Genomic DNA, 11659 nt, shown 5'->3' on the forward strand with positions numbered 1-11659 from the left:
GGAAACCGGTTCGAAAAATGAGTCATTAAGGGTTGCGCCGGGCACCCGCCCGGGCCTCTGCCGGCAAACCTGGCGCAATGCGCCGCCTATGCCACAAATACCGCATCCGCGCGCGCCACCTGTGCCAGCCCCCGAAGCGTACTCGCGGCGTCACCCGGGCCATTGCGGGAATTCGGGTGGAAAACGAGGCCTATTCGCCGGATTGTCGACACCCGCCTTGGATGATCATCGATACCGTGCCGAATCTGGGATGCCGCTCTCCTTTGCGCGCCCGGTCCGGACCCGAATCTCATCAACTATCGCGGGGAGTACGCGTGTTTTGTCAGCAGCGTGATCTTAGCCATGCCGAAGCCCGGGTTAGCCAGGCCAGCCGGGGTGGACAGGGCAGCCAGAGCGGCGCCCGCCATCCGGCCCAGCCGATCCTGACCCATGCCGGCCCGGCCGTGACGGGGGCGCGCGCATGAACGCCGTGGCAGCCCTGTCGAACAAGTCCGAGCTGTTCGAGCGACTCAAGACCAATCCGCGCCTGCCCCTGATGCTGGGCGGCGCGGCCCTCGCCGCGGCCATCGCGGTGGGTGTGCTTTGGTCGCGTGCGCCGGACTACAAGGTGCTCTACAGCAATCTGTCCGAGCGCGACGGCGGTGCCGTCATCGCCTCCCTGCAGCAGATGAACGTGCCGTACAAGTTCGCCGAAGGCGGCGGTGCGGTGATGGTGCCCTCCGAGAAAGTCCACGAAACGCGGCTGCGCCTGGCTTCGCAGGGCTTGCCCAAGAGCGGCACCACGGGCATGGAACTGATGGACACGCAGAAGTTCGGCATCAGCCAGTTTGCCGAACAGGTCAACTACCAGCGCGGCCTGGAAGGCGAGCTGGCCCGCTCGATCGAATCGATTGCGGCGGTGCAGTCGGCGCGCGTGCACCTGGCCATTCCCAAGCCGACGCTGTTCGTGCGCGAACGCCAGAAGCCGACCGCCTCGATCGTGCTGCAACTCTACCCGGGCCGCGCCATCGACGACGGCCAGGTCGCCGCGATCGGCCACCTGGTTTCGTCCAGCGTGCCGGAACTCACGCCCAAGGCCATTTCCATCGTCGACCAGCACGGCAACCTGCTGTCCGGCAGCGGCACCAACGAGCGCATGCTCGACGCCGGCCAGATCAAGTACGTGCAGGCGCTGGAGCGCAACTACGCGCAGCGCGTGGAGGCCATCCTGGCGCCGATTCTCGGCCAGGACAACGTGAAAGCGCAGGTTACCGCCGACGTGGACTTCTCCATCGTCGAGCACACGGACGAGTCCTACAAGCCGAATCAGGACCCAACCCGCGCCGCCATTCGCAGCCAGCAATCGAGCGAGTCGAGCCAGCAAGGCGCAGCGCCGGTTGGCGGCGTGCCTGGCGCGCTGTCCAACCAGCCGCCGGCGCCGGCCACGGCCCCGATCACCACGGCCCAGCCGCCGCGCCCGGGCCAGCCGAACCAGCCGGGGCAGCAGCCCGGCCAGCAAGGCCAGGCCGCTGGCCAGGCCCAGGGCGGCGCCACCGCCACGGCCCAGACCGGCCCGAGCAGCAACCGCCACGACTCCACCACCAACTACGAGCTCGACCGTACCGTGCGCCATGTGCAGCAGGCACCCGGCGGCGTGAAGCGCCTGTCGGTGGCCGTGGTGGTCAACTACCGTCAAAAGGCGGGCGCCAACGGCAAGATGGTGTCTGAAGCCCTGCCCGCCGCGCAGCTCGCCCAGATCGAGAACCTGACCAAGGAAGCCATGGGCTTCTCGGCCGACCGGGGCGACTCGCTCAATGTGGTCAACAGCCCGTTCACCGTGGACAACGACATCAAGCCGGAACTGCCGCTGTGGAAGCAGCCGGAAATGATCGCCCTGGCCAAGACCGCCGCCGGCTACCTGCTGCTGGCACTGCTGGCGCTGTTCGTGTGGTTCAAGGTGGCGCGTCCGGTGCTGCGCAAGTACACCGCGCCGCCCCTGCCGCCGCCACAGGAAAAGTCGGCCGACAACGAAGCCATTCTGTTGCCGCCTGAAGAGCTGGCAAATCCGGAAGTCCTGCGGCTTGCCGCTAAATATGAAAGCGATCTCGCCCTGGTGCGTGACGCCGCGCAGCGCGACCCGCGCCTGGTTGCTAGTGTGATCAAAAACTGGATGGCTAGCGATGACCGATGAAGGATTGCAGAAGAGCGCCATCCTGATGATGTCGCTCGGTGAAGACGCCGCAGCAGAAGTATTCAAGCACCTTGGCCCCCGCGAAGTGCAGAGCCTGGGCTCAGCCATGGCCACGCTCAACTCGGTGACGCGCGAGCAGATGTCCGCCGTGCTGGCCGAGTTCCGCTCGGAGACCGAGCAGTACCTTGCGCTGAATGTGGATTCGAGCGCCTTTATCCGCAGCGTGCTGAACAAGGCGCTGGGCGAGGAGCGCGCGGTATCGGTGATCGAGGACATCCTCGAGTCCCGCGACCCGGGCGCCGGCATCGACTCGCTGAACTGGATGGATTCCACTTCGGTGGCAGAACTGATCCGCGACGAACACCCGCAGATCATCGCCACCATCCTGATCCACCTGGACCGGCAGAAGTCGTCCGAGATCATCGCGATGTTCACCGAGCGCCTGCGCCAGGACGTGATCCTGCGGATCGCCACCTTCGGCGGCGTGCAGCCTGGCGCCCTGCAGGAACTGACCGACGTGCTGACCAAGCTGCTGGCGGGCCAGAGCCTCAAGCGCAGCCGCATGGGCGGTGTGCGCACGGCGGCCGAGATCATCAACCTGATGAGCACGGCCCACGAAGAAGCGGTGATCGAAGGCGTGCGCCTGCACGATGGCGACCTCGCGCAGAAGATCATCGACGAGATGTTCCTGTTCGAGAACCTGATGGAAGTCGACGATCGCGGCATCCAGCGCGTGCTCAAGGAAGTGGCCACCGAATCGCTCATCGTCGCGCTCAAGGGTGCGCCGGTGGAGTTGCGCGACAAGTTCATCCGCAACATGTCGACCCGCGCGGGCGAAATGCTGCGCGAAGACCTCGAAGCGCTGGGCCCGGTACGGGTCTCGCAAGTCGAGGCCGAGCAGAAGAACATCCTCCAGGTGGTACGACGCCTGGCCGAAGCCGGCGAAGTTGTAATCGGTGGTGGCGACGATGCCTACGTCTGAACGTGCCCTGCGCCAGTTCCGGGGCCTTGCCTCGGACAGCGATTTTGTCGATGGCCGCAGCGAGCTTCGCGGCGATCATGCCAGCGATGCCGGCGATGGCCGCGCAGCGGGCAACCGCGGCGCGCCGCGGCAGGCCGGCTTCGAGAGCTTTACCGCGCCGGCGGGCCGCGCCCCGCAGAAAAACGGCTGGCAACGCTGGCAGATGGTCTCGCTGGATCCGCGCAAGGCCGCGCCCGCTCCGGCGGAGTTCATGCCGCTGGAACCCGCACCGCCCCCCATCGACTTCGCCGCGCTCGACGCCATGCGTGAAGGCGCGCGCAAGGAAGGCTACGCCCAGGGCTATACCCAGGGCCAGACCCAGGGCTACGGCGACGGCCACCGCGAAGGCTATGCGCGCGGCCTGGAAGGCGCACGCACCGAAGCCGCCCACCTGCAGCAACTGGCCGCCACCTTCAGCCACGCGCTTGGCCGCGTTGACGAAGAAGTGGCCCAGACCCTGATTTCACTGGCGCTGGATGTCGCGCGCCAGCTCGTGCAGCAGGCCGTGCAGGCCGATCCCGCCGTGCTGCTGCCTGCGGTGCGCGAACTGCTCGCGGCCGAGCCGGCGCTGTCCGGCTCGCCCTGCCTGCTGCTCAATCCCGAAGATGTCACGCTGGTGGAAACCCACCTGACGGGCGAACTCCAAGCCGCCGGCTGGAGCGTGCGCGCCGACCCGGCCATCGCGCGCGGCGGCTGCGTGGCAAGCGCCGCCAGCGGCGAGCTCGATGCCACGCTGTCCACGCGCTGGAGCCGCGTGGTCAAGGCGCTCGGCCGTGACGACCCGTGGGAGCCGCCGCATGCCTGATACCTCGGCCAATACCTCGGCCAACGCCTCGGTGAATCCGGATTTCACCGCCGGCCTGCATGGCCAGCGCTGGCGCGATGCGCTCACCGCGGCCTCGGCCGGCATTGCCGAGATCGACAGTAAGCGCAGCTGCGGCCGCCTGACCCGCGCCGCCGGCCTGGTGCTGGAAGCCGTGGGCCTGCGCCTGCCGGTCGGCAGCGATTGCCTGATCGAGCTGCCGGGCGGCCAGCTGCACGGCAAGAGCACCGGCCCGCGCCTGGCCGAGGCGGAAGTCGTCGGCTTCGGCGCCGACCGGCTCTACTTGATGCCGCAGTCCGACGTGGTGGGCCTGGTGCCCGGCGCGCGCGTCTACCCGCTCGAGCCCACGCCGCTGCCCAGCGGCGACACCACCCCGCGTGAGCCGGGCTCGAAGCGCCTGCCGGTAGGCGAAGGCCTGCTCGGGCGCGTGCTCGATGCCGCCGGACGTCCGCTGGACGGCCTGGGCCCCATCACCGCTGCCACCGAAGTCACGCTCGGCGGCACGCAGATCAACCCGCTGTCGCGCGCGCCTATCGAGACCGTGCTCGACGTGGGCGTGCGTGCCATCAACGGCATGCTCACCGTGGGCCGCGGCCAGCGCATGGGCCTGTTCGCCGGCTCCGGCGTGGGCAAGAGCGTGTTGCTGGGCATGATGGCGCGCTACACCAGCGCGGAAGTGATCGTGGTCGGCCTGATCGGCGAGCGCGGCCGCGAAGTGAAAGACTTCATCGAGAACATCCTGGGCCCGGAAGGGCGCGCGCGCTCCGTGGTGGTAGCGGCGCCTGCCGACACCTCGCCGCTGCTGCGCATGCAGGGCGCCTCCTATGCCACGCGCCTGGCCGAGTACTTCCGCGACCAGGGCCGCCACGTGCTGCTGATCATGGACTCGCTCACGCGTTACGCCATGGCCCAGCGCGAGATCGCCCTGGCCATCGGCGAGCCGCCCGCTACCAAGGGCTATCCGCCCTCGGTGTTCGCCAAGCTCCCCACGCTGGTGGAACGCACCGGCAACGGCGCCGAAGGCGGCGGCTCGATCACGGCCTTCTACACCGTGCTGACCGAAGGCGACGACCAGCAGGACCCGATCGCGGATTCCGCGCGCGCCATCCTCGACGGCCACATCGTGCTCTCTCGCAGCCTGGCGGAATCCGGCCACTACCCCGCCATCGACGTGGAAGCCTCGATCAGCCGGGCCATGACGGCGCTGATCGAGCCGCCGCAGTTCGCCTCGGTGCGGCGCTTCAAGCAATTGATGTCGCGTTACCAGCGCAACCGCGACCTGATCAGCGTGGGCGCGTACGTGCCGGGCAACGATCCGGAGCTGGACCTGGCCATCCACCTGCATCCGCAGATGGAGGCCTTCCTGCAGCAAGACATCCATGAGCGCGCCGGCTATGACGCCTCGATCGGCCAGTTGCATAGTCTCTTCCAACGGAGTGAACATGGCTAAGCCATCTGCATTGAATACCTTGGCCGACCTGGCCCAGAACGATACGGATGCCGCCGCGCGCGAGCTGGGCCGGCTGCAAGGCCTGCGCAACCAGGCGGAGCAGCAACTGGCCGCGCTCACGCAGTACCGGCAGGAATACCGCGAGCGCATGCAAGCCATCGCGCAGGACGGCATGACTTCCACCCGCTGGCAGGACTTTGCGCAGTTCCTGGCTTCGCTCGATACCGCCATCCGCCAGCAGACCGAAGCGCTGGCGCGGGCCGAAGCCCAGTTGCTCGCCGGGCGCGCCAACTGGCAGCAGCAAAAGCGCCGCCAGAGTTCCTTCGACACGCTCATTACCCGCGCGGATACGCGCGAGCAGATTGCCAGCACGCGCCGCGAGCAACGCGACACCGACGAATACGCAGCCCGCGCCGCCCGCCTGCAAGTTGCAGGCCGCCACCGCTAAGCCGCCCAGACAGACCGAGCCCGAACATGATCGATATCAGCCAGATTGTCAGCAATGCCGCCACGGCCGCCACAGCCGCTTCTTCGCGCAGCACCAGCAGCACCAGCAGTGCCGATGCGCAGCAGCAAGGGTTCGGCGATGCGCTGGCGCGCGCCCGCAACGACGACCGCACCAGCAGCACCAGCAGCACCAGCAGCAATAGCAGCAATAGCAGCAACGCCGGCAATGGCAGCGCAAGCAACGCCAGCAACGCCAGCAACAACACCGATAACGCGGCCGCACGCAACGACGCCGGCGGCCAGAACGCCAATGCCGCCAAAGAAGGCACGCAGTCCAGCACGGTAGCCACCAAGCCATCACGCCGCCAGGACAAGGACGCCGAGACGTCCGAGGACCAAGCCGCGAATCCCGCCGCACAGTCCGCCGCCGCCGCGCTGGCCGCCCTGCTCGCGCCGCAGCCGGCACAGCCTGCCGCGCCGGCAGCCAACGGCGCGCTGCCAGGCTCGACCGGACTACCCGGCACTGCCGCCCTGGGCGCGCAAGCCGGCTTGAAAGACATGAAAGACCCGGCGCTCGCCACCGGCGCGGCCGCGACGCCCGACGCGGGCGCACCGACGGCGTCAGCCGCCGCCGATACGCTGGCCACCATCGCGTCCCAGCGCGCCGCGTTGCAAGCCGTGCCGCAAACGGCTGCCGGCACCCAGGCAGCAGCCACGGACAAGCCCGCCGCAACGCCCGGCACCGACGCCACCAAGGCGAGCGCGGACCTGGCCGCCAGCCTCAAAGCCGCCATGGCCGGCCAGCAAGGCGGCAATGGCCAGGCCTCCTCGGGGCAGCAGGACGCCTCGCTCGGCCAGCCGTACAAGGCCCCGCTGCAGCTTGGCGATGCCGGCAAGAACAGCCCGCCCGCGGCAACCACCACCGCCGCGCCGGCCAACCCGATGCAACTGGCAGCAGCCATGCGCGCCGCCGAGCCGGCCAGCACCGAAGCCACGCCCGCCGCCGTCACGCCGCTGATGGCAGCCGGCAGCCTGGCCGCGAGCCAGGCGCCAACCTCCGGCGGCCTGTCGCCGGCCACCTCGCTGCCGATCGCCCCGCCCGTGGGTGATGGCCAGTGGCCGCAAGCGCTTGGCCAGCAGATGGTGCGCCTGTCGACCCAAGGCAACCACACCGCCGAGCTGCAGCTCAATCCGCCCGACCTCGGCCCGCTCAAGGTCGTGCTCAACGTCGTCAACGACCAGGCCCAGGCCCAGTTCGTCTCGCCGCACGCCGCCGTGCGCGCCGCGGTCGAAGCCGCACTGCCGCAACTGCGCACCGCGCTGGCCGACAGCGGCATCCAGCTGGGCCAGACCTCGGTTGGCGCCGACAGCTTTGCCGGCCAGCCCGGCAACGGCCAACAGCAGCAACGCCAGCCGGGCAATGCGCAGAACGGCTTCGGCACGCTGGCAGGCATGCCGGCAGCCCCGGTCAATGCCGGCCCCGTTGCCCCGGTGGCACGCACCCTCGCCCGCGGCGAGGTCGACACCTTCGCCTGACCGCGCGGGCGGGATGGACGCTCGGGCGCACACACCCGGGCTGGCCACGCAGACCGGCGCATTCGCGCTTACCATGTCGTTTTAGAGCAGGGCCGCAGCCACCAGGGCTGGCGCGCCCGCCCGCCAAGACGCCATGACCTTCGACCTGTTCGACTCCCTCCCCCAGGACGCCCCCCGCGCCGAGCCCATCGTGCCCGGCGCAGTGGTGCTGCGCGGCTTCGCTCGGGAGCATGAACAAACCCTGCTGGATAACGTGCGCGCCATTGCCACGCAAGCGCCGTGGCGGCACCTTGTCACGCCGGGCGGCCTGCGCATGTCGGTGGCCATGACCAACTGCGGCCAGTTTGGCTGGGTTTCGGATATCACCGGCTATCGCTACGAAGCGGCCGATCCCCTCAGCGGCCAGCCCTGGCCTGGCATGCCGRATGCCTTCCTGGCGCTGGCGCGCGATGCGGCCGCCACGGCCGGCTTTGCCGATTTCCGGCCGGACGCGTGCCTGCTCAACCGTTATGCACCGGGCACCCGGCTCTCCCTGCACCAGGACCGCGATGAGCTCGACCTGCGTGCGCCCATCGTCTCGGTGTCGCTTGGCCTGCCGGCCGTGTTCCTGTTCGGCGGCCTTGCCCGCGCCGAGCGCCCGCTGCGCGTGCGGCTGGCGCATGGCGATGTGGTGGTATGGGGTGGCCCGGCCAGGCTGGCGTTCCACGGCATTGCGCCGCTGGCCGACGGCGATCACGCGCTGGTGGGCCGCGAGCGGATCAACCTGACTTTCCGCAAGACGCGCTAACGGCGCGCCGGGCGCGTTGGCAGGCGAGCGTCAGCCGATCTCATCGAGCAGCGCCAGCCGGCGATCGTCGGGAAACGCCTTGACGCGATACCTGGCAGGATACTGCGCCTCCGGCTCCATCAGATCGCCCAGCAAGGCCAGCGCCTGCTGCCAGCCCACCACCCGCGTCCGCCCCACGCCATCGGCCGCGTCGGGCCGTACCAGGGCGATGCGATCCGCGCGCGGCAGCGAAGTATCCACGCCGCACGTCCAGGTGGTGATCGAAAACGCGGTAAGCGGATCATCCTGCCGCCCATAGAGCACGTAATTGGCCAGGAAGACATCGGCACCGTCGCGCTCGTTCAGGCGGTCAAGGGCAGCCTTTTGCGTGTCGTATTCTTCCTTGCGGTACAGCCGCACCAGATGGGCAAGGTGCCGTGCAGCCTCCTCGCCAGCCGGGACGAAATGCAACACCTCGGTCCCCGTGGGCACAGCGTGCGCCACGCCCCCGGGCTGGTAGCGGAACATGGCCGGCGAGATCGTGCGGCCCTGGCGGGACGCTTGCAGGCTGAGCTCCACCATGCGCAGCTGCCCGGCATCATCCTGGTCGCCCGTCACCAGCAGCACCTCGCGGGTTGGCATCATGAAGACCGGGCGGCCGCGTACCGGTACCCGCTCCAGCACATCCGGCAGCAGCGCGCGGCTGGCCTCGTAGCCGTCGCTCCAGGCGCCCTGGTAGACGCCCTGCGCGACCGGGACGAAGGCTTCGCCGGTGTGGTCGCGCAGGTTGTCGCCCGCGATCTGCAGCGCCTGGCCAAGTGTCACCTGCCAGGAGGCGGAGGGGCCATTGAGCAGCGTCGACGTGGTTTCCGGATAGTCCACCGCCAGCAGGATCACGCAATCCTCGCCGAAGGGCAGGTAGGCGACATCAAAGGTCGAAGGATCGCCTTCCGTGCGCAAGTGGTGCAGCCGGATCTCGTCGATCAGCGAGCGGCTGCGGATCAGCGGGCGCAGCATGGGCCGGGCCTCGGACAGCAAGGCCGGCGTGGCCTGCCCGCTGGAACACAAGGTGGCCACGAAACCATGCAGCGCCTTGTCGCGCTGCGCGCCAGGCGCCTCGCAGTACGCCCGGTAGGCGTTGTGGAGGTTGAAGAAAGCGTTGCGCCCGTGCTCCAGCCGGAACTCGTCCGCGTTGAAATCGAGGCGCCCCTCAAAGCCCTGGCGCCGGGCAGCGGCAATGAACAGCGCCGCGAAACGATCCGGCGGCGGCTTGCGCAGGAAAAGCGAATCGAAGAAACCCATGTCGATGGCGTGGCCCGGATGTTGGCGGGAAGGTTGGCCCTGCTGCTGACCCGGATGCTGACCCGGATGACGGTGCTTACACCTTACCCTATGTCCCGGCGTTTCGGCATCCTCGCCGTGCTCCGCCATGCGCCCTGCCGCGCGGTGTTGCGCTGCCATGTTTTCCGCTATTCTTGGGCTCGCCGCGGCGCGGGGCCGACCTCCCGCCCGTGGCCCCGCCGCACCCCAACCCAGGATCACAGGAAACCTGAATTGACGCGCATCTGCCTGAACATGATCGTGAAGAACGAGGCCCCGGTGATCGCCCGCTGCCTCGCGTCCGTCAAGCCATGGATCGACCGCTGGGCGATCGTCGACACCGGGTCCACCGACGGCACCCAGGCGCTGGTGCGCAAGATCATGGGAGACCTGCCCGGGGTGCTCCATGAGCGGCCCTGGATCGATTTCGCGCACAACCGCAACGAGGCCCTGGCGCTGGCGCGCGCCGGCGCCGAGGGCGCGGCCGGTGCCGAAGACTACGTGCTGTTCATCGATGCCGATGAAACCCTGCGCATGCCAGAAGGATTCCGCTGGCCCCGGCTGGCCGACGACGGTTATCGCTTCCAGTGCGAGCTTGGCGGCTGGCAATACCAGCGCAACGCCCTGGTCAAGGCGGGCCAGCCCTGGCGCTGGGAAGGCGTGCTGCACGAATACCTGACGCAGGACCCGGCGCACGCCTGGCAGCACCTGCCCGGCCCCACCATCGTGGTCTCGCGCGATGGCGCCCGCGCCCGGGATCCGCAGACCTACCTGCGCGACATCGAAGTGCTGGAGCGCGCGCTGCGGAAGGATCCGGCCAACGCGCGCTACTGCTTCTACCTGGCGCAGAGCTACCGCGACGCCGGCAAGCTGGAAGCCAGCCTGAAGCAATACCGGGCGCGCGTGGCCATGGGCGGATGGGAGGAGGAGCGCTGGTTCGCGCTGTTCCAGATCGCCGTGCTGACCGAGCGCCTTGCCGCCGACGCCGCGCATGCGGCAAGCCCAGCCTACGCCCCCGGCGCCGTGCGAGACGCCTACCTCGCCGCTTACCAGGCGCGCCCCGCGCGTGCCGAGCCGCTGTGCGAACTGGCCCGCTACCACCGGCTGCGTGGCGAGTTCGCGCAGGCGCATCTCTACGCCCAGCAGGCCGCGGCCATGCCCTGCCCGGCCGATACCCTGTTTGTCGATGCCGCGGTCTATGCCTGGCGCGCGCTCGACGAACTCACGGTCAGCGCGTACTACATCGGCGCGCTGGCGCAAGGCAAGGCCGCCTTGCAAAAGCTGCTGATCGAGGAGCATTTCCCGCCCGCCGAAAGCACGCGCATCCAGTCGAACCGGCCTTACTACGGGCTGTAGCTATTCAGCCCTGGCCTGCTTTAGCTTGCCTTGACCGCCCCTCGGTCCACCCAGTTGACCTTGGGGAACTTGCGCGCGAACGCCTCCGGCATCGGCACCACCTGCTTGCGCTCGTAGCTGAAAAAGACAAAGCCGGACTTGGCCATGGCCACCAGCGCCAGGTCCGCCGGACGCGTGATGCGGAACGTGATATCGCCGCCATAGCGGTTGAAGTCCATCACCCCCACCTCGAACAGCAACTGGTCGCGGGCATGGGCCTCGGTACGGTAGGTGGTGGCCAGGTCGGTCACGATGATGCCCACCTGGTCGGTCTGCGCATCCGGCTCGTCCTCCGTGCGCAGGTCAAACAGAAAGCGCGCCCGCGCCTCGGAAATCATCGAGATCATCGAGTCGTTGCCGAGGTGGTTGGCCGAGTTGATATCGGTCACGCGCACCGTGAGGTGGGTGGAGTAGCAGAACTGGTCTTCGGGGAATTCGAGATTTAGGCGGGCCATGATGTGGAGGGGGGGAACTAAGTGGGTGATTGTCGCTGTTTCTTTTTACGGCGTTGGTCTTTGCACCCAAGGGCCATACGACATTGCCCTGCTGGGTTGGTTGCTGTTTCTTTGAACGGCGATGGCGTTTGCACCCAAGAGCCATACGACATCCCCCTGCGGGGGCTGCCGGTCACTTATATGAACGCGCCCCGGTTTGCTAGGTAAACGTCACGCGATGCTCGATCAGGGTTGGTTGCAGACTTATATCCGGCCTAGTGCAGGCCAAGCCTGCGG

10 protein-coding genes are annotated in these 11659 nt (G+C 68.5%); 8 read left to right on the forward strand and 2 right to left on the reverse strand.

Going from position 1 to position 11659, the window contains the following annotated elements:
• Positions 1–460 precede the first annotated feature (460 nt).
• The 7 genes from fliF (at position 461) to alkB (ending at position 8234) form a co-directional block, all read left to right on the forward strand.
• Positions 461–2170 carry a flagellar basal-body MS-ring/collar protein FliF gene (gene fliF, locus AB4061_RS32515; RefSeq protein WP_441640318.1) on the forward strand — a complete coding sequence of 570 codons (1710 nt, stop codon included), beginning with the start codon at positions 461–463 and terminating at the stop codon, positions 2168–2170.
• Positions 2160–3152 (forward strand): flagellar motor switch protein FliG, encoded by a 993-nt coding sequence (gene fliG, locus AB4061_RS32520; protein ID WP_441640319.1) that lies wholly within the window; start codon positions 2160–2162, stop codon positions 3150–3152. Before fliF ends, fliG begins: the two co-directional genes overlap by 11 nt.
• Positions 3139–3996 carry a flagellar assembly protein FliH gene (gene fliH / locus AB4061_RS32525; protein WP_441640320.1) on the forward strand — a complete coding sequence of 286 codons (858 nt, stop codon included), beginning with the start codon at positions 3139–3141 and terminating at the stop codon, positions 3994–3996. The genes fliG and fliH overlap by 14 nt, the downstream gene beginning before the upstream one ends.
• Positions 3917–5464, forward strand: a complete 1548-nt coding sequence (fliI, locus tag AB4061_RS32530; RefSeq protein WP_441640321.1) for a flagellar protein export ATPase FliI — start codon at positions 3917–3919, stop codon at positions 5462–5464. The genes fliH and fliI overlap by 80 nt, the downstream gene beginning before the upstream one ends.
• Positions 5457–5912 (forward strand): flagellar export protein FliJ, encoded by a 456-nt coding sequence (gene fliJ / locus AB4061_RS32535; RefSeq protein WP_174425237.1) that lies wholly within the window; start codon positions 5457–5459, stop codon positions 5910–5912. Before fliI ends, fliJ begins: the two co-directional genes overlap by 8 nt.
• Positions 5913–5938: 26 nt before the next feature.
• A complete protein-coding gene (locus tag AB4061_RS32540) occupies positions 5939–7447 on the forward strand; it encodes a flagellar hook-length control protein FliK (RefSeq protein WP_441640322.1) in 1509 nt (502 codons plus the stop codon).
• A gap of 133 nt (positions 7448–7580) precedes the next feature.
• Entirely contained in the window at positions 7581–8234 is a 654-nt protein-coding gene (gene alkB / locus AB4061_RS32545; protein ID WP_441640323.1) for a DNA oxidative demethylase AlkB, read from the forward strand.
• Positions 8235–8264: 30 nt separating this feature from the next.
• On the opposite strand, the gene AB4061_RS32550 is transcribed toward alkB, so the two are convergent.
• Entirely contained in the window at positions 8265–9515 is a 1251-nt protein-coding gene (locus AB4061_RS32550) for a hypothetical protein (protein ID WP_441640324.1), read from the reverse strand.
• Between the two features lie 252 nt (positions 9516–9767).
• Between AB4061_RS32550 and AB4061_RS32555 the strand changes: the two genes are divergently transcribed.
• Positions 9768–10889, forward strand: a complete 1122-nt coding sequence (locus AB4061_RS32555; RefSeq protein ID WP_441640325.1) for a tetratricopeptide repeat-containing glycosyltransferase — start codon at positions 9768–9770, stop codon at positions 10887–10889.
• Between the two features lie 20 nt (positions 10890–10909).
• On the opposite strand, the gene AB4061_RS32560 is transcribed toward AB4061_RS32555, so the two are convergent.
• On the reverse strand, positions 10910–11383 hold the full coding sequence (locus AB4061_RS32560; RefSeq protein WP_441640326.1) for a thioesterase family protein: 474 nt from the start codon (positions 11381–11383) through the stop codon (positions 10910–10912).
• Between the last annotated feature and the right edge of the window lie 276 nt (positions 11384–11659).

Origin of the sequence: Cupriavidus sp. YAF13, from assembly GCF_052113425.1 — a bacterium.
Lineage (GTDB): Bacteria > Pseudomonadota > Gammaproteobacteria > Burkholderiales > Burkholderiaceae > Cupriavidus.